The sequence below is a fragment of the Thalassovita litoralis genome, assembly GCF_900182725.1.
In the GTDB taxonomy this organism is placed as follows: Bacteria; Pseudomonadota; Alphaproteobacteria; order Rhodobacterales; family Rhodobacteraceae; genus Thalassobius; species Thalassobius litoralis.
Genome location: NZ_FXTO01000004.1, coordinates 14,606 through 39,053, shown reverse-complemented (window position 1 = coordinate 39,053; position 24,448 = coordinate 14,606). Strand labels below are relative to the sequence as shown.

Below are 24,448 nucleotides of genomic sequence, written 5' to 3'. Positions count from 1 at the left end.
AGTTATGTCGCGAGAAGCCCCGTGCGGGTGATGATGTCATCGATGGTGTAGTCCCGCGCCAGCAAAAGCTCGATGTCGGCCAGGATCTCTAGCGGGCGGTGGCCCCGCCGGGCGATGTTTTCGGCCAGCGACATGATGAAGGCGTCTTCATCGCTGACATTGACCACCAACGCCGGGATGTGGCTTTCGCCCAGCAGCCGGAAGGCGTTCAATCGCCCTTCGCCGCAGACCAGCAAATAGGCGGGCGCCCCATCGGCGCCTTCGCGCTCGGTAACGGTGATCGGCTTTTTGAGGCCGATGGAGCGGATGTTTTCGACGATCTCCTCGAAGACCTTCATGTTGCGGTCCCGCGAATTCAGGACCTCGATCCGGTCGATGGGGACCAGTGTGACGCTCTCGGGTGTGTCTGTCATCATGGGTGTGGTTTCCTTTTCTTGCGCAATTGTTCATGATTTGTGCTCTTGTTGATTTTCATCATCCCAATCCTCACCCCCATTTCCGACGTATGCCGACCCGTTCGGCCATGCCGTAGAAAAAGCCGAGGTCCTCAAACCGGAATGCCTCGAAGGCGATGCTGGTGCGATTGCAGAGGCGGATTTCCTGCCGGGGCAGATCGAGCCAAGGCAGCAGGTAGTAATCGAGCTCCTCGCGGTTGTTGGGATCGAGCCGCACCGCCAGTGTGACGTCAGCCTGATAGCGCATCGGATCAAACCGGATCCGCCAGCGCAGGCGGCCGTCGCCCTGAGGCTGGCAACGCGCCAGAACCAGGCTGACGACCATTTCATCGTTGATGATCAGCAGGTCGGTCTTGGGATCACGCACCACCGTTCCGCCCACCTCCGCGATCGCCGCCTCCGTGCGGGCGATGATCTCCGGATGCATCCCGCGCAAGCGCTTGTTCAGCGCGATCCGCTCCTGATCCCGATCCGAGCGATAGCCAATCATCTCATAGGCTCGGGCGAGCGAGCCAAACCGGTTTCGATAGGCTGAAGAGGAGGGCATGTCCGGTGTCTGGTCGATCAGTACCCCAGAAAGCTGACCCGCGTCCGCATAAAGCCGTTTCAGGTGATCCAGCAGTTCTTCGTCTGACAGGCGGGCAGATCGCGCCGTGATGATTTCCTGGGCGGTTAGGAAGAACTCGAGAGGCACAATCCCCTCGAACGCGCCTTCCTTGCGCACCCACATGTCGGGCGGGTTTTCCACATGCAGCTTCTTCAGCTTGAAGGAGGACCGGTTGTAGACGTTGTTGCCGATGTATTTTTCATTGGTCAAAACCGTGCGCACCGTGCCGGAATTCCAAGGCCGATCCAGATCGGTGGTCACACCTTCCTCATTCAGGCGGTCGGCGATCTCGCGGAAGGACAGGTCCTCCTCGATCAGCCAGCGATATATCTTGTTGACCCAGGCCACTTCTTCGTCGGGCCCGGGCATCAGGATGACGCGGTCGGTCTGCAGCGATTTATGCTCGCCGCGCTTCAACTCGCCCTTGATCTCGCCGCGCTCGTTCACAAGCACCCGGCGCAACCCGAACCCGGCTGCGCCGCCCTGGCGGAAGCCCAGCTCAATCAGACGGCACTGGCCGGCGAAGACCTTGACCGAAAGCTCCCGGCTGTATTCTCCCGCCATGGCGCGTTTGACGCCTTTGACGATCGTCGAAACGGGCGAGCCGTCATTCTCGAACTGCTCGGCGCAATAGGCGACGTTTATCCCGGCGCGCTTGCAGATGTATTCGTAATAGGCGCTTTCATCGGCGTCCTGAAACCGGCCCCAGCGGCTGACGTCATAGACCAGGATCACGTTGAAGTCGGCCGCGCCGGATTCTACATCCGCAATCAGCTGCTGCAGGGCAGCGCGCCCGCCGATGGAAAGACCGCTCTTGCCGTCATCGGCGTAGGTCTTGATGATCTCGATGCCGCGCTTTTCGGCATATTCGCGGATCTTGTCGGACTGGTTGTGCGTTGAATACTGCTGGTGCTCCGTCGACATGCGCACATATTGCGCCGCCCGAAACTCGGTAATCTCGCCGCTTCCGTCCAACTCAGCCTCCGATCCGTCGTCAAGTCGGTCGGACGTTTGCTCGGGCTTCAAAGCGTATCAAGCTGATAGTGCTGGATTATTCCATTATATCAACGTCCTGCGCGGTGAAGGCGCCATTATCTTCATCAAAATGTCACATCACACCCGGAAAACCATACTTGCATCTGTTCAAGTTCGAGCGATATGTGGGCGGTAGAGTTTTAATGAGGGTTCGAGATGACATTCCATGATCGCGGCACAAGCTGGTTTCTGGCGCAGCTGAAGCCGAACTGCGCCAACATCGCGGACAAGAACCTCAAGCGCCAAGGCTTCCAAACCTTCCTGCCGATGGAAGAGGAGACACGCCAGCGCAATGGCAAGTTCGTCACCGCCATGCGGCCACTGTTCCCGGGCTACATCTTTGTGGCCTTCGATGCGGCCCGCGGGTTCTGGCGGACGGTCAACTCAACCTACGGCATCACCCGGCTGGTGAGCTTCGGGAAAGAGCCGACGGCCGTGCCGCTGGATCTTGTCTCGCAGCTGATGCTTCGCTGCGATGCGAAGGGCAAGCTGCTGCCGCCGAAGCTCCTCAAGCCGGGTGACCAGGTGACGCTGACCAAGGGACCCTTTGCCAATTTTGTGGCAGAGGTGGAAAAGATCGCTCCAGACCGGCGCGTTTGGGTGCTGATGGAGATCATGGGCGGTCAGACCCGCGTGGCCGTCGGTGCGGATCAGTTGCGGTCCGTGTAACAAAGCATTGAACTGCTGGAGCCTCCCACGCTAACGGCACATAACATTGAAAATATTGGCAGAGCTCAAATGAAAATCTTGGTCACTGGCGGAGCAGGCTATATTGGAAGCCACACGTTGCTGCAGCTCCTGCGGGAGCGCCATGACGTTCTCGTGTACGATAACTATTCGAACAGCTCCCCAGAGGCGTTGAGTCGCGTTAAACAGCTGGCAAATGCCGACTTCGAAATCTGTGAAGGTGATATTCAGGACGCTTATAAACTGTGCGAAGCATTTGGAAGCTTCAGACCTGAGGCTGTTATTCATTTCGCGGGTCTAAAGGCTGTCGGGGAATCCAACGAAAGGCCGCTCGAATATTATGCGCAGAATGTTTCTGGTTCGATTGAGTTGTTGAAAGCCATGCAACGGCACGATTGTCGCCGGATCGTCTTTTCCTCGTCAGCGACAGTCTATGGGGAGGCAAAATATTTACCTTACGACGAGCAACACCCGCTGCAGCCGACGAACCCTTACGGTCGCACCAAGTATTTTATCGAGGAAATTATTCGCGATTGGGCTGCATCCTGGAAAGACGCAAGTGCAGTGTTGCTGCGGTATTTCAATCCGGTGGGAGCGGATGCTTCGGGCCGCATCGGTGAAGATCCCAATGGCATTCCGAACAATCTCGTTCCGTACATCTCGCAGGTCGCGGTTGGGCGTTTGAAGTACCTGAATGTTTTTGGCGCGGATTATGCAACTCGAGATGGAACCGGGGAGCGCGATTACATCCATGTCGAAGATCTGGCGCGGGCCCATTTGGCCGCTATTGATTTTTCTGCGACCGCCACGGGGTGCGAGGCCATAAATGTTGGCACGGGCCACGGCGCCACGGTGCTTGAGATGGTGAAAGCGTTTGAGCATGCCTCCGGGCGCGCGGTGCCCTATAAGATTGGGCCACGCCGAGCAGGCGATGTGGCGCGCAGTTTAGCGGCGGTAGACAAAGCCGAGCGCCTTCTCGGGTGGAAAGCCAAGCTGGACGTTGCCGACATGTGCAGGACCACCTGGAACTGGCAATCCACCAATCCCAATGGCTACACCCAGAAATAATTGAGAACCCTTATTATGAAACCCGTTCGCAAAGCTGTGTTTCCCGTTGCCGGTTTCGGCACCCGTTTCTTGCCGGCCACCAAGGCTATGCCGAAGGAGCTGCTGCCGATCGTCGACAAGCCGCTCATCCAATATGCGGCCGAAGAGGCCATCGCGGCAGGGATCGACACGCTGATCTTTGTGACGGGGCGCAACAAGCGGGCGATCGAGGATCATTTTGACAGCAATCAGGAGCTTGAGGCCGCACTACGAGTCAAGGGCAAGATGGACCAAGCAGACATGGTGCGCAACATCCTGCCGTCTGGCGTAGAATGCATCTTTGTTCGTCAGCCGGAGCAGTTGGGTTTGGGGCATGCCGTCTTGTGTGCCGAGCGCGCTGTGGGGGATCATCCCTTTGCGGTGCTCTTGGCCGACGACTTCTTGACCTACGAGGGGGCGAGTGTGACCGCTGGTCTTGTAAAAAGCTACGAGGCCTCAGGCCGCACGCAACTGTCGGTCATGGAGGTCAATGGACCGGACATCTCGAAATACGGTGTGGTGCAGCCCGGCGCGGCCGCTGGCAGTGTCGCGGGCCTCGTGGAAAAGCCCGCCTTTGAGCAGGCGCCGTCAAATCTGGCTTCAATCGGCCGCTATGTCCTGACGCCTGACATTTTCGAGATCCTGCGTGGTCAAGCGCCCGGTGCGGGCGGTGAAATCCAATTGGCAGACGCGATCAACACCCAAGCCGCTGCCGGACAGGTGGAGGCCGTAACGCTGAATGGCCAGCGGTTCGACTGCGGGTCTGTGAAAGGGTTTTTGCAGGCCATCATGCATGTGGCAGAGCGGGACGGCTTGGTTTGATCTTCAACGGCCCGTCAAGCGATAGGCCAGTCGCCCCACCCATTCCTTGATGGCAGTGTTCAGGTCTTCCAGGTTGGATGAGAAATCCCAACCGACCCCGCCCGTGAAACTGCCGGTTCTGTAATCGACGGGATAGGGAACGACGTTACGCCAGCCTGCGGCCCCGAAGCTCTCCATGGCTCTGCCCATGTGAAAAGCGCTTGTGACCAGGACCCAAATTTCACCCGGCGCAGGCTGGACCAAGTCGAATGAAAGCTGAGCATTTTCCGCTGTATTCCGCGACTGATCTTCCCAAATGATACGCTCTGGATCGATCCCGAGCGAACTGAAGACTTCAATCGCAATTGGCGGAAGAGGTGCGCGCCCTGAAACAGTATCAAGCAATCTGCCGCTTCTGCCGGCATAGACAATCCTGGATTCAGGGTGCGCGATGGCCAAGCTCGCCGTCGCGATCAGGCGCTCGGATGCATCATTCAGTTGTGGCTGGTTCCATCGCAGAGTTTTCCGAGGGGACTCGGCGCCGCCAAGAACGATGATCCCATTGACCTGCTCGGGAATGTTTCGGTTCGCATACTCAGCTTCAAGCGGAGCGAGGAGAACTTCGCCAATCGGGAAAATGCTGATCAAGGTGACGGCAAGAAACGCTGCTGCTGAGAGTGAAGCTGAAAGACGTTTACGGCCTAGAAAACCGGTTAGAGCAGCAAGCGCCAGAGTAACTACAAGCCAAGTTTCGACTTGAAGACATAGTCCGACTAGCTTGGAAATGATGAAGAAAAGGGTGTCCATCGAGCTTTAAGTCTTACCTTGAGGTGGTGAAGCGGTGCCCTTGCTCAGCATGTCACTGGTCTTGGTCATCGAACAGGTCATCCATGTCAACCTGCAGCGCGGTGGCCAGTTTCTTTAGGGTGGCAGCAGACCCGGTCTTACGCCCCGCCTCGATGTCGATGATCTGGATGCGGTTAACACCTGACTGGCGCGCCAATTCTGCTTGAGACAGCCTGCGGTGCTCGCGCCAAACGGACAGGGGCGGATCACCGGCCAGTAAACGGTCGACAACAGCGGAGGGGATCAGCTCTTCAGTTCCAGCTTTGATCCGAGACAAGATGTCGGCTGCACTAGTCAGATCGGCCATATCCTCTTCGATCGCCTTGAGGCGGAGGTATTCGTCTTTGGGAATGGTCACCATTTCATTCATTTCGCTCACTCCTTGTAGGCACTGCCGCGTGCCTTGATGTCCAAGATCTCGAGGACAACACCATCGCACATCACAATTCGCCAATCGCCCACCCGCAACCGAAGCATTCCATCCATGCCCTGCAGCGCTTTGACATTATTCGCCTGCGAAGCCGGGTCGTCGGCGTACGCGCTGATCTTATCGCGAATTCGAATGGCCCAGTTCCGAGGCATTCGCACAAGCGCCTTCTGGGCGGTTTTCGAGTAGACGATTTCCTTCATAGCCTTATGTAGCCTGTGGCAACAGTGTAGTCAACGGCTACCAATCTTGATCATAGAGTTTGTTCCCGGTGGCATTCGAACCGGATGACCTTCGAACTCAGACCTGTATCAATAATTACAATGACTTAGGTGGTAGAGAGGATCCGATCCCAGACCCATTCCCTCCGCCACTTACTCTTGTAAGTGACTGTTTCTATAAATAATTTATTGTTATACATGAGATTTGCATATTACAGTGCATATTTAGGCTGTGTTCGCTAGTATCGGGACACACCCTTTTCAAGCCAGCCTCGCCTCGCGTCACACTTTCGTGATACCCAAATCGGTGCGCAGAGCAATTTTCAGTGCTTCGTGGGCTTGCGAGCGACCGACCTTATCATCGTTCGTATCGATAATCCGTTCGATTGCTTTGCGAACAGCTTCCGACGCGACCAACTCACAACGCATTTGCCAATACGCAAAGTTTTTCGCCGCCTCATCTGTCCCTTCCACAGCGGCACGGTGATAAGCTTCCAGCAACCCGATGTATGCTGCCTGCTTTTCGCGGAAGCTTCGTTCATCGCGCTTAGACCTGTTCGACAGCCACGCCTGAACAAGCGCCGTAACGATTGACCCAAGCCCGAACGCAGTAAGTAGCGATAGAATATTCAACGAAGACTTCCCGAATTGCAGTTTCTGCTTCGATCATATCTGGATAATCACAACGAAAAAAGCCCCGCCCCCGAAGGCACCGGGGCCTTTCAGGTTATCCACGGCCCTGACGGATGGGGTCAGCGCACCAGCAACAGCGGGCGCAGATTCAGCGCCACGCCGGGCGGCATGATGTAAAGCGAAAGGCAGATCACGGCCCGGTCGGTGTCAGGGACAACGCCAGCGGCGGCGGAGGCTTGGCGCAAGAACTGCGCCGATCATGCCGAAAGCCATCTGTCCAGCTTCTCTGCATCCGGCAGGCCGCCAGCATGAACCAGCTTCCCGTCGATCGAAATGCCGGGGGTAGACATGACGCCCGCGATGGCGATCGACTTGGGGTCGAATACCTTTTCGATCTCGACCTCAATGCCCAGTTTCGCAGCCGCCTCCCTTACCATGAGTTCGGTGGTTTCGCAGCGTTTGCAGCCGGGACCGTAAACTTTGACGGTTTTCATAGGGTTATCCTTTCAAAAGATCACGTTGAAGAGGAATCCAACGGCAAGAATGCCACTTGCCACAACGCCGATAAAGACGGCGATCAGGCGCAACGTCAGGACTTGCCGCAGGATGATCATTTCAGGCAGGCTGAGGGCGATCACGCTCATCATGAAGGCAAGCACAGTGCCAAGCGCCGCGCCCTTGCCCAAGAGCGCCTCGATGATCGGGATCACACCAGCCGCGTTTGTGTACATGGGAATGCCCATGATCACGGCAGCAGGCACCGACCACCAGGCATCAGCCCCCATGATCCGCACCATCAGATCCTCGGGGACATAGCCATGTATCAGCGCCCCCATACCGATACCCAGGATAATCCAGATCCAGACCTTACCGAATATCTCTCGTACCGCCTCGATACCAAGCTTGTAGCGGTCCACCATCGTCAGGCGTTCGTCGTCCATCATGACAGGTGCGTTCGCCCCGGAATGAATGTCGCGCACCCAATCCTGAAGCCAGCCTTCAAGCCGCAGTTTGCCGATGATGAAGCCCGCCGCGATGGCAATCCCAAGGCCAAAGGCCAGATAGGTCAGCGCCACCTGCCAGCCAACAAGGCCAAAAAGCAGCACGAGCGCCACTTCGTTCACCATTGGCGCAGCGATCAGAAACGAAAAGGTCACGCCAAGCGGCACCCCCGCCGAAACGAACCCGATGAAAAGCGGCACTGCCGAGCAAGAGCAAAACGGCGTCAGCACACCAAGCCCGGCAGACAGGACATTCCCAACGCCCTCACGCTTGCCCGATAGCAGCACCCGAGTCTTTTCAGGACTAAAGAAACTACGCACAATCCCCATCGCAAACACGATGAGCGTCAGCAGCAGCATCACTTTAGGCACGTCATAAAAGAAAAACGCGATGGCCTCGCCGGTGTGGCTGTGCCTGTCGACCGGGAACAGGGTCGTCACCCATTCCGAAACGGGAATGAGCTGGTGATAGATCACCCACCACGCCGCCAGCAAGGCGGCAACGCCAGCGTGCCAAAGCCAGTCGCGGCGGACCGGACGGACGGGATGAGAAACATCGGCGCTCATGCGACTTTCCTTTCGTCAGCTTCACCTGCGCCAGCAGCAAGGACCGCGTCGATCACGGTACGAACGTCCGGTGCCATGTCCGAATTCAAGCGATAGCGGACCCATTGCGCATCGCGTCGATCCACCACCAGCCCTGCCTGTTTCAGAGTTTGCATGTGCCGGGACATACGGCTTTGCGTAGCATCAAGTTTGCACATCAACTCGCACACGCAATGCTCGGAGCCATCGGCCAGCAAGCGCAGCGCCTGAAGACGGGTTGGCTCTGCTATCGCCAGAAGAACAGGCAGAATCATTGTCATACTCCCTTTATGCGCATTTGCGCATATGCGGGGACGGCGGCCTTGATTTGAATCAGATAGGCACGGCCCACCCCTTCTTTGTCATAAAACTTTCACTGGACTACAGGCTTACTAATTCCTATTTTCCGGAATTATGGAAAAGATTAATGCCGCCCATGCTTTCGCAATCCTCGGTCATCCCGACCGCCTCACCGTGTTTCGGCTGCTGATGCGTTTTGCCCCTCGGGGCGTGCGTCCGACCGAAATCGCCGGGGCGCTTGGGTTAAAGGCCAATACGCTCTCGCACCACCTCTCGGACCTGACATCCGCAGGGCTTGTGCAGGTCGAACGACAGGGGCGCTCACTCTTCTATTCCGTGAACCTTGATACAACCGAGGGGCTGATCGGCTATCTGGCGCTTGATGTCGGGCGCGCACGGCCAGAACTGCTCTCATCGCTCACCACGACCGCCAAGGAGACCCTGATCATGGGTGACAAGATCTGGAACGTCCTCTTCATCTGCTCGGGCAACTCGGCCCGTTCGCTCTTTGCCGAGGCGCTGTTGCGCGATCTGGGGAAAGACAAGTTCAACGCCTTCTCTGCCGGCACCCGCCCCGGCACCGCCCCGAACCCCTTCGCGCTGGAAGTGCTAGAGCGAAACGGGCATGACACCGCGACCCTGCACGCCAAGGACATCTCCGAATTTCAACAGCCCGGCGCCCCGGTGATGGATTTTGTCTTTACCGTCTGCGACACGGCAGCAGCCGAAGAATGCCCTCCGTGGCCGGGTCAGCCATTCACCGGCCATTGGGGTTTGCCAGACCCGGTAAAGGCCACCGGCACCGACTCTGAAAAGGCTTTGGTCTTTGCGCAAACCTACGGCGCTCTGCGCCGTCGTATCTCGGCATTTGTCGAACTTCCCTTTAGCAGCCTCGACCGGCTGGCCCTGCAAACCCGCGTCGATGCCATTGATGCTGACGCCCTAGCGAAAGACTGATCCATGCCTCGTATCGCTATTAACGGCCTCGGTCGGATTGGCAAACTCGTCCTGCGCGACCTTATCGACACTGGCGCGGGGGGTGACATCGTTCTGCTCAACGACCCTGTCGGTGATCCCGAGCAGCACGCACTCTTGATAGAGTTCGACTCGGTTCATGGCCGCTGGCGCACGCCGGTGGCCGCAGCCGATGGCGCACTGGACCTGAACGGCCAACGCATCCGCCTGACGCATGAGAAAACCATCGAAGCCCTGCCCCTCAAGGAATTGGGCGTTGATCTGGTGATTGACTGTACAGGTGTCTTCAAAACCGCCGCAAAAGTCGCCCCCTATTATGCGGCCGGAGTAGCAAAAGTGGTGGTCAGCGCACCCGTAAAAGACGGTGGGGCGCTGAACATCGTCTATGGCGTGAACCATGACCTGTACGACGGATCGCAAAACCTTGTCACCGCGGCGTCTTGCACGACAAACTGCCTCGCGCCGGTCGTAAAGGTGATCCACGAAAACCTAGGGATCAAGCACGGCTCCATCACCACAATCCATGACGTGACCAACACCCAGACCATCTTCGACCGCCCAGCCAAGGACATGCGCCGCGCCCGTTCGGCGCTGATGAACCTGATCCCGACGACTACAGGCTCGGCCACTGCGATCACGTTGATCTATCCGGAACTCAAGGGCCGATTGAACGGCCATGCCGTGCGCGTGCCGTTGCTCAACGCTTCTCTGACCGATTGCGTGTTCGAGGTAGAGCGCGAAACCACTGCCGAAGAGGTCAACGCCCTGTTCAAGGCCGCCGCCGAGGGATCGCTCAAGGATATTCTGGGTTTCGAGGCACGACCGCTGGTGTCGTGCGATTTCACCAACGATCCGCGCTCATCCATCATTGATGGGCCGTCAACAATGGTGATCAATGGCACGCAGGTGAAAATCTACGCGTGGTACGACAACGAATGGGGTTATGCGTGCCGTCTGGCCGACATCACCCGCATGGTCGCGGGGTCGATGTGAGCGACGGAACCGTTCTGCCCAACCCTTTGCGCGCCTATGCGGCAGTGACGGCGGCCTATTGGGCGTTCATGCTGTCGGATGGTGCGCTCAGGATGCTGGTGCTGTTGCACTTCAACGCCCTTGGCTTTTCACCCGTGCAACTGGCATGGCTTTTCCTGCTCTACGAGGTCGCGGGCATCATCACCAACCTAGCGGCAGGCTGGCTTGCGGCGCGGTTCGGACTGGCCGCCACCCTTTACGGTGGGCTGGCCCTGCAAATCGGCGCACTGGTCGCTTTGGCGCAGCTTGATCCGGCTTGGTCCGTCGCGGCGTCAGTCGCCTTCGTCATGGCGGTTCAGGGCATGTCGGGCGTGGCCAAGGATCTGGCCAAGATGTCATCGAAATCAGCGGTAAAGCTGCTTGCACCAACCGAGGACGGCGGGCTTTTCCGCTGGGTGGCGGCACTCACCGGATCGAAAAATGCCGTGAAGGGCTTCGGCTTCTTTCTCGGCGCGGCGCTGCTGGGCCTTGCCGGGTTCAAAGCGGCTGTCTGGGGCATGGCGGTCGTTCTGGCGGTGATCCTGATCGCGGTAATGCTGTTCCTGCCTGCGGGACTGCCCGGACGGATGAAATCCGAAGAAAGCTGGTCCGGTTGGAGATCAAAGGACATCCGCGTGAACCGTCTGTCTCTGGCGCGGATGTTCCTTTTTGGGGCGCGGGACGTGTGGTTCGTTGTCGGTATCCCGGTCTACTTTCAGGCGGTACTGTCGGATGGCACCGCCGGGGGGCGACGCGAGGCCTTCTTTCTTGTGGGCGGTTTCATGGCGCTCTGGATCATTGCCTATGGCGTGGTGCAGGGGTTCGCACCGCGCCTGCTGGGGCGAAAAGGCCAGCCCGAGGCCGAAACAGTCCATAAAGCAGTGTTCTGGTCCGGGCTTCTTGTGCCTGTGCCTTTCGTGCTGGCGCTTGCGGCCTGGGTGGCCGGTGGCACCGCGCTTTGGCTCACAATCCTGCTGGTTGCGGGGCTTCTGGTCTTCGGTTTCATCTTCGCGGTGAACTCGTCCGTCCATTCCTATCTGATCCTTGCCTTCGGATCGGCCGAGCGGATCACCCGCGATGTGGGCTTCTACTACATGGCCAACGCGGCAGGTCGTCTGATCGGCACGCTACTCTCTGGCGCGAGCTTCCAATTGGGGGGGCTACCGCTCTGCCTTGCTACCGCCGGGGCGATGGCACTGGCAAGCTGGCTGGCTGCCAAGCGGCTCCGAGTGGTTTGATCGCCGGAAATGCGCCCTTTGCCCGCGTCCTGAATGCGGTTTGTCCGCACCAACGCGACGGAAAAGGACAGTATGTACGTATAAGGTTCCGGTATGTGCAGGACGGTGTTGTCGTTTCAGACGGTCAACGCCTTTCTGCGTGGTGTAAAAGACAGGATTTTTAAAAATGTCGCGGTTTAACATACGACTATTCTGGGGCTTCTGGCTCATTGTCAGCGCGGGCTGGCTGCTGCTGAATCCCGAAATCTTCTCGGCCAGTGGTCTGTTCGCCATTCGGGGCCATATCGTGCAATTGTCGGGTCTTCTGGCGATGGCCGCAATGAGCGTTGCAATGATCCTGTCACTGCGCCCGCGTTGGCTGGAAAAGCGTATCGACGGGCTGGATAAAATGTATCGCATTCACAAGTGGCTCGGGATCGGGGCTTTGGGGGTGTCGGTATTTCACTGGCTCTGGTCCCAAGGCCCCAAATGGGCCGTGGGTGCCGGTTGGCTTTCCCCGCCGGTACGCGGCCCGCGCCCGGAAATCACCGATCCGGTGCGCGCTCTTTTCGGCTCGCTGCGCGGCACAGCCGAGGGCATCGGGGAATGGGCCTTTTACGCCTCTGTCGTTTTGCTTGTCATCGCCTTGGTGAAGCTTGTTCCCTATCATCTGTTTCGGCAAACGCACCGCATTTTTCCGGTGGCCTATCTTGTGCTGGTGTTTCACTCGGTCGTGCTGATTGATTATGACATGTGGTTTACCCCGCTTGGCCCGATCCTTGCGCTTCTGTTGCTGGGTGGCAGCTATGCGGCGGTTCTGTCCCTGTTGGGGGCGATCGGTGGAAACCGCCGGGTTTCCGGCGAGATCGTCACCATGCGGAAATATCCGGGCGTACATTCGCTGGAAACCGAAATACAGCTTGCTGCCGGGTGGCCCGGCCACAAATCCGGACAGTTTGCCTTTGTGACCTCGAACCGGATCGAAGGGGCGCACCCCTATACCATCGCCTCGGCATGGCGCGCGGATAATCCAAAAATAACATTTATTACAAAAGGATTAGGGGATCACACGTCAAAGCTTTCTGAAAAGCTAAAGACCGGACAGAAAGTAACCGTCGAAGGGCCGTATGGCTGCTTCACGTTCGACGATGGATTGTCACATCAAATCTGGGTGGGTGCGGGTATCGGCATCACGCCATTCATTGCCCGCCTGAAAGAGATGGCCGCCGCTGACCCCGATACGCCAACGCCGGAAATCGACCTGTTCCATTCCACACGAGAGGTCGACGAGGCCGCCCTAAGCCGCCTTGCCGCAGATGCACGCGCGGCGAATGTCCGCCTGCACGTATTGATTGACGCACAAGACGGCACCCTGAGCGCGGATCGCATTCGCGAAACCGTACCGGAATGGCGCAAGGCAAGTCTGTGGTTCTGCGGCCCCAGCGCCTTTGGTCAAGCTCTGCGCACCGATTTCACCAAACAGGGTATGGATATGGAAAACCGCTTTCATCAGGAGCTTTTTGAAATGCGGTGATGTGCCGTGCTTCATGGCAGGGGCAGCAATATGCTGCCCCTCTCTCATACTGGCCGTTCCCAAATGGCGGCCCCCAGCCTTGATTTGCAAAGGCAAGAAAACCCGCATTCGTTACAGGCGGGATTTCAGGTCGGTCAGATCGTGTTGATTGAAGGTATCGGTCAGGCCGCTTACCAGTTAATCCGACTGCCGTAGAGATCGTTCCAGTAATCCGGGTCTTTCGCCGCGCGTTGCGCGTGCCACGGTATCGAGGAGTATACCTCTTTTAAGCGTTCGGCCCCCCGCGCCTGCCGCTCTAATTCGTCGATGTCCTCACCAAGAGCGTAACATTCCATCAGTAAGGGGCTGGCCTTCACCAGTTCGGAAGGTTCTCGTTTGGAAGTCGTATCGCGCACGTTGAAACTCCGGGACATGGTGGGCAAGGCTGACCTATATCATCGGCAGGATGTTACCAAGCGTATCGCCATCGGTCCAGTCCAAGGGCGGCAGAATGCCCCCTGACCTACCCTGCCCGGCGTTTCATGTGCCGATACATCGTGCGCAACAGGGTGACGATAGAAAACCCGAAAATGATCAACGCCACAGGACGATCCAGCAGATACGAAATATCCCCATCCGCCAGAATATAGGTTTGCCGAAACGCCAGTTCAAAAATCGGACCAAGCACAAAGCCGATGATAAAAGTCACAAAGGAAAAGTCGAAGATACGGAACAGGAACCCAAGCGCGGCAAAGCCGACCACCAGTTTCATACCGAATTCGCCCGTTGTGATGAATGCTCCGGTCAGACACAGCAAACCGATCACCGGGAAAATGATCTGCGCGGGGGTGCGGGCGATCAGCGCAAAGAACCGCATCCCGACATACCCCAAAATCAGGTTGGTCGCGTTCGCCAGCATCATCGCGGCGAATACGGCATAGACCAGACGCCCCTGTTCCTGCATCAGGTTCGGGCCGGGAGTGATCCCATGCACCACAAACGCCCCAAGGATTAGCGCGGCAGCAACATTGCCCGGAATGCCCAGCGACAGCAACGGGATGAAATTCGACCCAACCACGGCTGAATTGGCAGCTTCGGTTGCGGCAACCCCGGTGATGTTCCCCTTGCCAAAGCTTTCGGGTTTTTTCGATCTGCGCATCGCCGTGTTATATCCGATGAACCCCGCCGCGCTGGAACCGATCCCCGGCAAAGCCCCGATAAAGGTGCCAATCCCGGCAGAACGCAGGATGGTGGGGATATTGCTACGGTATTCCGCCCATGAAACGGTTTCGTCCTCTTTCCGGCCGCTGCCCATTGGCAAATGGCTGACGTTGCCCTGATTGCGCATCAGGATCAACTGGCGCAACACCTCGCCCATCGCCAGAATACCGATACCCACCGCCGAAATCGGCAGGCCATCCATCAGGTCGGGCGAGTCGAATAAAAACCGCCCGGTCCCGGATTCCGGATCCAGCCCGACTGTGGCCAGCAAGATTCCGAAAAACGCCGCGATCAGCCCTTTGAGCATGGATTTCCCAACCAGCCCGGCGATGATCGTCATGGCGAACAGGATCACCGCCAACATTTCCGTTGGTCCCATCCGCAACGCCAGAACCGCCAGCGGAGCAGACACAGCGAACAGAACAAGATCGCTTAGCAAATCGCCCGAAACCGAAGAAAACAGCGCCATGCGCATCGCTTTCAGCCCTTTGCCCTGCTTGGCCAGGGGATGCCCGTCAAAGGCTGTCGCTGCCGCCTCGGGGGAACCGGGGGTATTCAGCAATATGGCCGAGATCGACCCGCCCACCGTGCCGCCCTTGTTCATTGCCACAAGAAAGGCCAGCGCCCCCACCGGGGTGAAGTAATAGGTCATCGGTACGGCAATCGCTATGGCGGTCAGCGCGCTTAGCCCCGGTATCGCACCGAAAAGCTGACCGATGAAAACGCCCAGAATGATCAGGACAACGGTCTGAACCGTCAAAGCATCCTGAAAGGCGGTGATGATGATATCCAGCATGAAGTCTTACTTTCCGCAATGTGGCGGTCAGGTTCGGGATCAGGGCAAAGGAATGCCCAGCAACAGGTCGAACAACCCAAACAGGGCAAAGGGCGCGCCCAAGGCCGTTGCCGCAATGACCCCAATGTTACGGGTGCCCATGAACAGCATCAGCGATGCCACGACAAACGGGCCACCGATCAGATAGCCTTGCCACAGGATCAGGCCCACGCCACAGGCGAACACAAGGATCAGTACCGCCGCCTTGGCCAAACGCGGCCAGTCGACGCCCGCGCCGCCCGTGCTGCGATCCAAAAACAGACGATGCAAAACCATCCAGCCGCCAAGGACCGCAATCGTGCCAACGCAAACCCGTGGCAGCAGATCGGGGGGGATCATGGCAAAGTCGCTGGGTTCAACCCACGCCGGAATGCCCCAGACATAAACCCCAAGCGCCAGAACGAAAATTCCAGCGCCCAAGGTGGCTTCGGTGAAACGATTGGCCATTGTTATTTGGCAGCCTTGGAAAGGTCGATCAGCCGTTTATAGTCTGCTTCGCTTTCCTGAACATGGGCGCGCAGGTCTTCGCCGGTGACGACTTCGATGGGAAAGCCCATTTTGTCTTCGGCCAGCGATTTCACGTCATCCGAGCGGGCAGCCGTTGACAGCGCATTGATCAGCTTTTCCAGACGATCCGCCGGGATACCTTTGGGGGCGAACATCATGAAATAGTTCTTTGACCCCACTTCAATCCCCAATTCCCGCAGCGTTTGAACATCAGGCGCGGACTTCAGGCGGGCCGAGTCAGTGGTCACGATAACTTTCAGTTGATCGCCGAATTTCTGGTGAATCCCGGCGCTCCAGCCCATGTCCAGATGGCCGCCCATCACATCCTTCATGATCTGCGCCCCGCCTTTGACGGGGACCATTTTCATCTCGATCCCGGATTCACGGTTGGCATAATCAATCGCAAGCGATGCCGAGGGTGAAGGCGTGCCGAAGGAAAGCTTCTTACCTTCTTTGGACAGGCGAACAACGTCCTCCCATGTGTTAAACGGCGCATCTTTGCTGGCGACAACACAGTTTTGCAGCCCCGCGACCGACGTCACATAATCGAAGTTGCCGACATTGTATTTCACGGTATCTGACGCCTGCGGCGCATAAGAAAATGTAGACGTCACAGCCATGCCGATGGTGTAGCCATCCGGGTCAGCGTTCATCAACTTGGTCGCGGCAACGATACCGCCGCCACCGGGGACGTTTTCCACAACGATGGGCTGGCCCAACGCGGCTTCGGCATTCTTGGCGACCAGTCGGGCCAATGTGTCAGTGCCACCACCAGCCCCAAACCCCACCATGATCGTGATGGGTTTTTCAGGAAAGTCAGCCAAAGCGGGGGTAGCAAAACCCAGTGTGGCAATACCGGCCACGGCCAGATGAGCGACAATGGTCTTGCGCGATTGCAGATTTTTCATGTGTCTCCTCCCAAAAACATGGGCTGACGCTAAAACGCAAATCGTTAGTCTGGAAATACATGTTCGGAATTTTGACTATCTGAAAATCCTATAGCAACCCATCGTTATACAACCCGATCGGATCACCGGGCCATTTACCACTGGCGACGACCTCGCGCAGCAATTCAATCATGACGCGTCTGACCGACACCACCGCATCTGTCATTGGCCTGTCCTTGGGCCATACGATTGAAATGGTGCGTCGAATTTCCGGGGATACGATTTTCCATGCGGACAGGCGGGAATATTCCCAATGCGGCTGGATCAAGGCCCAGTTGAAAATCGTATGGCACAACCCTTCTTCGATCATCGAAAACATCGAATTCAGGCCGGGCGAGTCATATTTCTTTTGCAGGTGGACACCGTTCAGCAATGCCGCTTCTTCAATGGCGCGACGTAGCTGAACCTGACGTCCACTTAGCACCAGCGGATAGTTGGCGACATTGCTGAAATCTATTTCGCCAGTACGATCACGGCGGCCATCCCAGCGCCCCACAAGGTACAGATTTTCCCAAAACAAGGGAACTGCCTCCAGATTACTGACCTCGGACGCGTTGGGGATCAGCCCCAAATCCCCCCGCCCTGATCGCATCACATCGCCGCTTTGAAAGCTAAGCCCTTCGATGATGTGTAGCTGGATCTTTGGGAAATGGGTTTGAACCCGGTGCATCAGCGGCCCCGCCAACAGTTGCGCCGCCGTCAGCGGCAGCGCGACCAGAACCTCGCCGCTGGGGTCCGTGCCGCCGCTGCTGACATCGGATTTCGCAATATCCATCTGGCGCAAAATGGTTTGAGCATGTTGCCCCAACCGCAATCCCGCCGACGTTGCAACCACCCCCCGGTTGGTGCGCTCGAACAATTTGACACCCAGTTCCGCCTCCAGATCGGCCACATGTCCGGACAGCGCAGGCTGTGCGATGTGCAGGCTGCGGGCCGCGCCGGAAAAGCTTTGTTGTTTCAGGACTTCCTGAAAATACCGAAGTTGCCGGGAATTCATTGGCCACCTTGCTATCTGATTTTTTTATACAAGCCAAAGCTATTCTGTTTTTCCACAATAGCCAACACTTCTCTAACTCTGATCGCAATGGTGTTAGGAGGAGGAAACAAATGAATTTTGGCCGTATCCTGCGACGGTCCGCAACCTATTGGCCGGATCAAGAGGCAGCCGTCGATAAACGGCGGCGTTTGACGTATCGCCAGCTTGAAACCGAAACGAACCGCTTGGTCAGCGGCCTGATGGCGCTGGGATTTCAGGCGGGCAACCATGTGGCGATTCAGGCCCCGAACTGCACCGAACTGGTGTCGGCAGAACTGGCTTTTTACAAGGGTGCGATGGTCAAGGTGCCGATCAACGCCCGTCTTTCGGGCGAAGAAACCGTGCATGTGATCAACGATTCACACGCCGTTGCGCTGATTGCTTCGGCCCAACACGCCGCCGCGCTGGAAAGCCGCCGGTCCGAGATGCCACGCCTGAAAACCATCATCGTGATTGGCGACGGTCCCGGCGATCTGACCTATGACGATCTGCTGGCCAAGGGGACGGACGATTTTGAACCGTTGGACCCCGCCGACGATGATCTGGCGGTGCTGCATTATACCTCGGGGTCGTCAGGGGTGTTGAAAGCTGCGATGCAAAGCTACGGCAACCGCCGGGCATTGCTGCGTAAGAACCTGATCAACCCACGCGGCACCGGCAAGGCATTCAACACCGTGCTGGGGCACGTCGGCCCGATCACCCATGCCAGCGGCATGATGATCCTGCCCAATATTTATATGGGTGGCTCGAACGTCTTGTTTGACCGTTTCGATGTCGAAGAGGTGCTAAGCACCATCGAGAAAGAGCGCATCAACCGCATTTTTTTCGTGCCCACGATGGTGACACGCATCCTGGCATCGGGATTAGTGGGTAAATATGACCTGTCCAGCCTGACGTCCCTGACCTATGGCGCGGCGCCGATGCCCCCGGCGGTGGTGCGGCAGGCGATGGAAACCTTCGGTCCGATCCTGTCACAGGGCTATGGCGCGGGGGAAACCACTTCGACCGTGACAATCCTGACCTCGGACGATCACATCGACGCGCTGGCAGGCGACGGCAAGCGACTGGCCAGTTGCGGGCGCAGCTATTTTGAAAACGAAGTGCTGGTTCTGAAAGAGGACGGCACAGAGGCCAAACCCGGCGAGCTGGGCGAGATTTGCATTCGTGGCCCGGAAATCATGCAAGGCTACTGGAATGCCCCCGACCTGACCGCCGAAGTGTTGCAGGACGGGCTGTACCACACCGGGGACATCGCCGTAACGGATGACGAAGGCTATGTTTTCATCGTCGACCGCAAAAAAGAGATGATCATCTCGGGCGGGTTTAACGTCTATCCATCCGAGGTGGAAAAAGTGCTGTACACCCACCCCGCCGTATTCGAGGCCGCCGTGATCGGCGTTCCCGATGACGAATGGGGCGAGGCCGTGAAGGCCGTGGTTGTCACCCGCAAAGGCCACGATCTGAGCGAAGCGCAGGTCTTGGACTATTGCCGCGAGCATCTGCCCGGCTTCAAACGCCCGCGCAGCGTGGATTTCGCAACCGAACTGCCCCGTAACCCGAATGGTAAAATCGTGCGCCGTCAGTTGCGCGATGCATATTGGAAAGATGCCGAAAGGAAAGTGTGATGACGCAATCCGCATATGACCACGCCCGCACCCGTGCGCTGAGCGATTTTCGCGGCTCTGCCAAGGCTCTTGCCGCAGCCGAACCGCTGGTGGATTTCCTGCTGACGGATATCGCCGCGATGGAACAGGCCGAAGGGTCCGGTTGGGGCGATCACGGCAGCGAAACGCTGCTGCGCAAAATCTGGAAACTGTCAGCCGAGCGGGGATTTTATAACTACCTGCTGCCCGAAAAGCTGGGCGGGCAAGGGCTATCCCTGCCTGATATGCTGGCCGTCCGCGAGGCTGCAATCATGACCGGCGTTTCAATGGCGCCGCATGTCATGGGCGATCTGTCCGGCCCGCCCCGGATCGGTCACATGTTCAAGGTGGCCAGCCCCCATCAGGTCGAAACCTTTCTGAACCCGGTGTGTACCGCGGATAAGGCCATCTGTTTTGCCCTGACCGAACAGGGGGCCGGATCGGATGCAACAGCGATTCAAACACGCGCGGAAAAATCCGGGAACGGCTGGGTTTTGAACGGGGTAAAATGGTTTATCTCGGGTGGGGCTTATGCCGATCTGGCAATTGTTCTGGCGGTGACAGACCCGGATGCAGGACCGCGCGGGATTTCCGCCTTCTTTGTCGATCTGCACGCAGAAGGTGCGTCCAAGCAAACCGATTACGAGGTTCTGACCGGCAAGGGCGATCATGCCAATCTGCACTTTGACAACGTGCATATTCCGCCGGAAAACCTGATCGGACAGGAGGGTGCGGGGTTTGGGCTTGGGATGGCGCGGATCAATGTGAACCGCCTGATCCATTGCTCGACCATCTGGGGATCGGCCCGGCTGGCGCTGTCCCTGTCGCAGGACCGTGCGGGCGCGCGCAAACAGTTTGGCAAACCCATTGGGGCGTTTCAGGCAATCCAGCATATGCTGGCTGACATGGCCACCGAGGTCTATGCCGGACGGTCCATGATGTATGACGCCGCAACCCGGTTGGAGGCCGGGCAGGACATTCGCACCGAAGCATCAATGTGCAAGCTATATGCCGGTGAAAAGGGCTTCAACGTGGCCGATCTGGCAATGCAGGTGCATGGCGGGGTTGGCACGCTGAAAGGCAACCCGATCGAGGCGATTTTCCGCAGGCTGCGCATGTTCCGCATCGTCACCGGCACCAGCGAGATTCAGCGCAACACGATTGCCAAGGGCATCCTTGGAGGGGCCGGAAAATGACCGCCTTTCCCAAGCCGTTAGCAGGCAAGCGGATCATCGACCTGTCGCTGTTTCTGCCCGGCCCTTATGCGGGGATGTTGCTGCACAGTTTCGGGGCTGAAATCATCCGATTGGAACCCCCAGACGGCGATCCGGTGCTGCGTATGTCACCCGACCTGCACCGCATCCTGCACCGGGGCAAAACCATCGAACGGGTTGATCTGAAAACACCACAGGGGCAAGCGCGGCTTGCCTCTTTACTGGACGGGGCGGATGCGCTGATCGAAGGGTTCCGCCCCGGTGTGCTGGCACGGCTGGGCTTTACCCCAGAGCGGCTGCGGCGCGAGTATCCGGGGTTGGTGATTGCGTCGATCAGCGGCTATGGCGCGACGGGACCCTATCGGGATCACCCGGCACATGACATGTCCGTGCTGGGGGTTGCGGGATATTTTTCGCTGCCCTCTGAATTGTCCGACCCGATTGCCCGGCCCAATATCCGCCTTGCCGATGTGCTGTGCGCCCAAAGCGCGGCACTGTCGATCCTTGCGGCAATGGTGCAGGCAGACAAAACCGGACAGGGCTGTGTTGTGGACACCTCGATCTTCGAGGCCACCGCCGCCCCGGTATTGCTGTCGCTGCTGGCCCGCGATGATGCTGATGCCCCGCCAGAACAGATTGGGCTGGTGATGGCTGACAGTGCGCCATATCGCTGCGCCGGAAGCGGATATGTCTGTATCGCCACGCTGGAGGACAAATATTGGGCCGGTTTCGTCGACTGCGCCACGCCCGCGGACAGCCCCCTGCGCGATCCGGCATACCGCACCCGCGCCGGGCGGGATGCGGACAAACCCGGCTTGGCCCGCTTGTTGGCTGATCTGTTCCTGACCAAACCGCGCGAATATTGGGCGGAACTGGCGGATCAGCATACCCTGCCCATTACCCCGATGTGGCGCGGCAAAGAGCTGTTATCAGACCCGCAAATGCAAGCCAGACAATTGGTTCGCCAAGGCTGCGATGAACATGGGGCGTTTGATATTCCAACCTACCCGGCTGCTTTCGACGGGGTCCGCGAATAACACCTACGATATGTCAGTCGATAAACACTGGAGGTCCGGGGCAATCCCGGACCACCGCCAATCACCCCTTTCGGTTCCCCCTGATTTCTGCGGTAAAATCCTCCAACTCGGCCCGTGTTTCGCGCCACAGCGTTTGTAGCGGGGCAATCCACGGGTTCAGGTCCACATCCTGCTGTCGGCGCAGGGTTTCCTCTAGCCGTGCAAGCGTATTACGTAGCCGGGTCGCGCCCATGATCGCGCAAGACCCCGCAAAGGTGTGGGTCATATCCAGCACCTCTTCTTGCGTCAAAGCAGAGCGCCCTTCGAGCGCGGCAATATAATCATCCCCTTCGGTCAACACGCCCGAGATCGTATGCGCCATCCGGTCCGACGGCAGGGTCTTGCAAAGCTGCGACAGCACCACCCGGTCCAGTGTCCGGCTGCGGCGTCCGTCTTCGGTGCGCGCCGTCTTGCCGCCCAGAACCCGGCGAATATTCCGGCGGCTGATCGGTTTGGACACCACCCCGTTCATCCCCACTTCGCGATAGAACTGCGTATCCTGATCCAACACATGTGCTGTCAGCGCAATAATGCGCACGCCCTTAGACGCCCCCCCGGCACGGATCAGGCGCGTCGCTTCGACGCCCCCCATAACCGGCATATTGATGTCCATCAGGATCGTATCAAAATGCCGGTCCTGCGCCAGTTCTGCTCCGATCTTGCCATTCTCTGCTTCGGTCACGAAATGGCCGTCCTGTTCCAGCATTTCCCGCAACACGAAACGATTGGTCGGATTGTCTTCGACCATCAGAATTTCCATCGGGCGCAGGTCTTTGTTCTGATCCGTTTCGATCACCGTTTCCACCGCCTGCACCTGCGCTTCGGGCAGGACCAACCGCACCCAAAACAGGCTGCCTTCGCCCTTGATACTATCCAGACCGACTTGCCCGCCCATTGCAGTGACGATCCGGCGCACGATCCCCAGCCCCAGCCCCGTACCTTCGACCTGCGACGCCCGCCCCCGCCCCACGCGTACAAAATCGTCGAAAACATACGCCTGATTTTCTTCGGGAATGCCGACGCCCGTATCTGCCACCTGAATTTCGATCTCTTGCCCCCCGTTCACGGGACAGGCAGATACGACCAAATCAATCCGACCGTTTTCCGTGAATTTGATCGCATTGCTCAGCAGATTGGCGATGATCTGGCGCAACCGCATCAGATCGCCCTGAAAATACCCCAGAACCTCTGGCGAACAGGACAGCTCCAGCCGGTTCCCCCGTGCCTTGGCCACAGGGGTAAAGGTGCTTATCAGTTCTTCCAGCAACGGGTCCAGATGGAAGGGCGCGACGTTCAGGGTAATGCCCTGAGCTTCGATGGCCGTGATGTCCAGCACTTCGTTGACATGTTCCAACAATACCTGACCGGATTTTTCCAATAGCGCCAGATAGTGACGGTCCTTTTCAGTGGTAACGCTGTCACGCATCAAATCCACCACCCCCAGAATACCATTCAGCGGCGTGCGCATTTCATGGCTCATCACTGCCAGAAAATGCGCCTTGGCCCGTTCCCCCGCCCGCGCCTTATCCAATGATGCCTGCAAGGCCGCCTCGGATTGCAGACGTTCCGTAATATCGCGCAGGAAATAGACATAGACCCGCCGCCGCTCGAACGCGGTTGACCCCTGCGACACTTCCAGCGGCACAGTACTGCCATCCTGCCGCTGCCCCGCCATTCGCCGTCGGAAAAAGTTTTTCTCACGTTCTGGCAGGACATCGGCTTCGTCGGTATCAGGGCGAACCAATTCGGCTATGCGCTGTCCTATGGCATGGCTGTGTTCCACCCCGAACAACCGTTCTGCGGCATCGTTGAAATCCAATATCCCCCCGGCACTATCGGCAACGATAATGGCATCAGGCGAGGTAGAAATCACCGTAGACAGGCGCAATGAGGTTTGCAGGTTTTCTTTGGCCCGGCGTTTGTAGACAGCGAACAGGCGCGCATATAGCACAGCCGCGCCGAACAGCGACCCAAACAGCACCAGCGATGCCACCCCCAACCGTCGCACCAAAACCGCTGTCTCTTTGCGGGCCTCCTCGATACGTGTGACCAGCACGAAATTGCCGTTTTTTACGATCCTCTGAATCGGCGTACGCATCGCGGCCACCTGCGCCCGAAACACCCCCAACTGGCTCATCAGTTCGGCATCATGGCCATCCATCAAGGGCAAAAGCCGTTCCAGCCGCACCTGCAACAGTTCCAGATTAGCGGCCTCGCCTGCCTCGGTAATTGCAGTGCGATAAAGCGGGCTTTGGCGCAACGTCCCCACCCGGCTGTAAAAGACGTTAAACCGACGATGCAGTTCCGGCAGCATCTCTGGCCCGTTCAGTTCCAACACCAGAATCGCTTTTTCCAGCTCCAGATATTCCACTTCAAGCTGGGTGATGGTCCAGATCACATTGTCCCGGCGGGCCGATTGCATTTCATTCAGCCGATCCGTCACGATCACCCACAACGGGATCAGCAAGGACAGGGACAGCACCCCAAACACCGCCAGAATTGCAGTCTGCACGCTGCGCACCCGCATTCGGCCCAATTTCTGTGTCAGCATGGTGTGCGGTTCCCTTCC

The 24,448-nt window shown here is 58.0% G+C and carries 26 protein-coding genes; 10 read left to right on the top strand and 16 right to left on the bottom strand.

Going from position 1 to position 24,448, the window contains the following annotated elements:
* Positions 1-2: 2 nt before the first annotated feature.
* Positions 3-416 (bottom strand): ParB N-terminal domain-containing protein, encoded by a 414-nt coding sequence (locus FN828_RS05040; RefSeq protein ID WP_221930529.1) that lies wholly within the window; start codon positions 414-416, stop codon positions 3-5.
* Between the two features lie 70 nt (positions 417-486).
* Positions 487-2,037 carry a recombinase family protein gene (locus FN828_RS05035; RefSeq protein ID WP_268987199.1) on the bottom strand — a complete coding sequence of 517 codons (1,551 nt, stop codon included), beginning with the start codon at positions 2,035-2,037 and terminating at the stop codon, positions 487-489.
* Between the two features lie 216 nt (positions 2,038-2,253).
* Between FN828_RS05035 and nusG the strand changes: the two genes are divergently transcribed.
* From nusG to galU, 3 genes are all read left to right on the top strand, one after another.
* Positions 2,254-2,766 (top strand): transcription termination/antitermination protein NusG, encoded by a 513-nt coding sequence (gene nusG / locus FN828_RS05030; protein WP_142492315.1) that lies wholly within the window; start codon positions 2,254-2,256, stop codon positions 2,764-2,766.
* A 69-nt stretch (positions 2,767-2,835) separates the two neighbouring features.
* Complete coding sequence (gene galE, locus FN828_RS05025) at positions 2,836-3,852, top strand: UDP-glucose 4-epimerase GalE (RefSeq protein ID WP_142492314.1); 1,017 nt, start codon at positions 2,836-2,838, stop codon at positions 3,850-3,852.
* Positions 3,853-3,867: 15 nt separating this feature from the next.
* On the top strand, positions 3,868-4,692 hold the full coding sequence (galU, locus tag FN828_RS05020) for a UTP--glucose-1-phosphate uridylyltransferase GalU (protein WP_142492313.1): 825 nt from the start codon (positions 3,868-3,870) through the stop codon (positions 4,690-4,692).
* Positions 4,693-4,695: 3 nt separating this feature from the next.
* On the opposite strand, the gene FN828_RS05015 is transcribed toward galU, so the two are convergent.
* From FN828_RS05015 to FN828_RS04985, 8 genes are all read right to left on the bottom strand, one after another.
* Positions 4,696-5,478 carry a YdcF family protein gene (locus FN828_RS05015; RefSeq protein WP_142492312.1) on the bottom strand — a complete coding sequence of 261 codons (783 nt, stop codon included), beginning with the start codon at positions 5,476-5,478 and terminating at the stop codon, positions 4,696-4,698.
* 52 nt (positions 5,479-5,530) lie between these two features.
* On the bottom strand, positions 5,531-5,887 hold the full coding sequence (locus tag FN828_RS05010; protein ID WP_142492311.1) for a helix-turn-helix transcriptional regulator: 357 nt from the start codon (positions 5,885-5,887) through the stop codon (positions 5,531-5,533).
* Between the two features lie 5 nt (positions 5,888-5,892).
* Positions 5,893-6,147, bottom strand: coding sequence for a type II toxin-antitoxin system RelE family toxin (locus FN828_RS05005; RefSeq protein ID WP_142492310.1), 255 nt, complete (start codon positions 6,145-6,147; stop codon positions 5,893-5,895).
* A gap of 300 nt (positions 6,148-6,447) precedes the next feature.
* Entirely contained in the window at positions 6,448-6,798 is a 351-nt protein-coding gene (locus FN828_RS05000; protein ID WP_142492309.1) for a hypothetical protein, read from the bottom strand.
* Positions 6,799-6,917: 119 nt separating this feature from the next.
* Complete coding sequence (locus FN828_RS20965; protein WP_268987198.1) at positions 6,918-7,043, bottom strand: hypothetical protein; 126 nt, start codon at positions 7,041-7,043, stop codon at positions 6,918-6,920.
* Between the two features lie 12 nt (positions 7,044-7,055).
* On the bottom strand, positions 7,056-7,292 hold the full coding sequence (locus FN828_RS04995) for a thioredoxin family protein (protein WP_142492308.1): 237 nt from the start codon (positions 7,290-7,292) through the stop codon (positions 7,056-7,058).
* Positions 7,293-7,304: 12 nt separating this feature from the next.
* Complete coding sequence (locus FN828_RS04990; protein WP_142492307.1) at positions 7,305-8,366, bottom strand: permease; 1,062 nt, start codon at positions 8,364-8,366, stop codon at positions 7,305-7,307.
* On the bottom strand, positions 8,363-8,659 hold the full coding sequence (locus FN828_RS04985) for an ArsR/SmtB family transcription factor (protein ID WP_142492306.1): 297 nt from the start codon (positions 8,657-8,659) through the stop codon (positions 8,363-8,365). The genes FN828_RS04990 and FN828_RS04985 overlap by 4 nt, the downstream gene beginning before the upstream one ends.
* 139 nt (positions 8,660-8,798) lie before the next feature.
* On the opposite strand from FN828_RS04985, the gene FN828_RS04980 reads away from it, so the two are divergent.
* The 4 genes from FN828_RS04980 (at position 8,799) to FN828_RS04965 (ending at position 13,421) form a co-directional block, all read left to right on the top strand.
* Positions 8,799-9,641, top strand: coding sequence for a metalloregulator ArsR/SmtB family transcription factor (locus FN828_RS04980; RefSeq protein WP_142492305.1), 843 nt, complete (start codon positions 8,799-8,801; stop codon positions 9,639-9,641).
* Positions 9,642-9,644: 3 nt separating this feature from the next.
* Positions 9,645-10,652, top strand: coding sequence for an ArsJ-associated glyceraldehyde-3-phosphate dehydrogenase (locus tag FN828_RS04975; protein ID WP_142492304.1), 1,008 nt, complete (start codon positions 9,645-9,647; stop codon positions 10,650-10,652).
* 68 nt (positions 10,653-10,720) lie between these two features.
* Positions 10,721-11,908: an organoarsenical effux MFS transporter ArsJ gene (gene arsJ, locus FN828_RS04970; RefSeq protein ID WP_235891413.1), complete on the top strand. Its 1,188-nt coding sequence runs from the start codon at positions 10,721-10,723 to the stop codon at positions 11,906-11,908.
* A 166-nt stretch (positions 11,909-12,074) separates the two neighbouring features.
* Positions 12,075-13,421, top strand: coding sequence for a ferredoxin reductase family protein (locus FN828_RS04965; RefSeq protein ID WP_142492303.1), 1,347 nt, complete (start codon positions 12,075-12,077; stop codon positions 13,419-13,421).
* Positions 13,422-13,591: 170 nt separating this feature from the next.
* On the opposite strand, the gene FN828_RS20450 is transcribed toward FN828_RS04965, so the two are convergent.
* The 5 genes from FN828_RS20450 to FN828_RS04945 form a co-directional block, all read right to left on the bottom strand.
* The gene (locus tag FN828_RS20450; protein WP_185958938.1) at positions 13,592-13,756 is read right to left on the bottom strand and encodes a hypothetical protein; all 165 of its coding nucleotides are present in this window, start codon (positions 13,754-13,756) and stop codon (positions 13,592-13,594) included.
* A 167-nt stretch (positions 13,757-13,923) separates the two neighbouring features.
* Complete coding sequence (locus tag FN828_RS04960) at positions 13,924-15,417, bottom strand: tripartite tricarboxylate transporter permease (RefSeq protein ID WP_235891402.1); 1,494 nt, start codon at positions 15,415-15,417, stop codon at positions 13,924-13,926.
* A gap of 39 nt (positions 15,418-15,456) precedes the next feature.
* Positions 15,457-15,903, bottom strand: coding sequence for a tripartite tricarboxylate transporter TctB family protein (locus FN828_RS04955; RefSeq protein WP_142492302.1), 447 nt, complete (start codon positions 15,901-15,903; stop codon positions 15,457-15,459).
* A gap of 2 nt (positions 15,904-15,905) precedes the next feature.
* A complete protein-coding gene (locus FN828_RS04950; protein ID WP_142492301.1) occupies positions 15,906-16,871 on the bottom strand; it encodes a Bug family tripartite tricarboxylate transporter substrate binding protein in 966 nt (321 codons plus the stop codon).
* Positions 16,872-16,959: 88 nt separating this feature from the next.
* Positions 16,960-17,907, bottom strand: a complete 948-nt coding sequence (locus tag FN828_RS04945; protein ID WP_142492300.1) for a LysR family transcriptional regulator — start codon at positions 17,905-17,907, stop codon at positions 16,960-16,962.
* Between the two features lie 110 nt (positions 17,908-18,017).
* Here FN828_RS04945 and FN828_RS04940 point away from each other — a divergent pair, with 110 nt between their 5' ends.
* Genes FN828_RS04940 through FN828_RS04930 form a run of 3 tightly spaced genes read left to right on the top strand, consistent with a single transcriptional unit; the run spans position 18,018 to position 21,840 of the window.
* On the top strand, positions 18,018-19,571 hold the full coding sequence (locus FN828_RS04940; RefSeq protein WP_142492299.1) for an AMP-binding protein: 1,554 nt from the start codon (positions 18,018-18,020) through the stop codon (positions 19,569-19,571).
* Complete coding sequence (locus FN828_RS04935; RefSeq protein ID WP_142492298.1) at positions 19,571-20,785, top strand: acyl-CoA dehydrogenase family protein; 1,215 nt, start codon at positions 19,571-19,573, stop codon at positions 20,783-20,785. The genes FN828_RS04940 and FN828_RS04935 overlap by 1 nt, the downstream gene beginning before the upstream one ends.
* Positions 20,782-21,840: a CaiB/BaiF CoA transferase family protein gene (locus FN828_RS04930; RefSeq protein WP_142492297.1), complete on the top strand. Its 1,059-nt coding sequence runs from the start codon at positions 20,782-20,784 to the stop codon at positions 21,838-21,840. The genes FN828_RS04935 and FN828_RS04930 overlap by 4 nt, the downstream gene beginning before the upstream one ends.
* A 61-nt stretch (positions 21,841-21,901) precedes the next feature.
* Here FN828_RS04930 and FN828_RS04925 read toward each other — a convergent pair whose 3' ends face one another.
* Positions 21,902-24,430, bottom strand: coding sequence for an ATP-binding protein (locus FN828_RS04925; RefSeq protein WP_142492296.1), 2,529 nt, complete (start codon positions 24,428-24,430; stop codon positions 21,902-21,904).
* Positions 24,431-24,448: the final 18 nt, after the last annotated feature.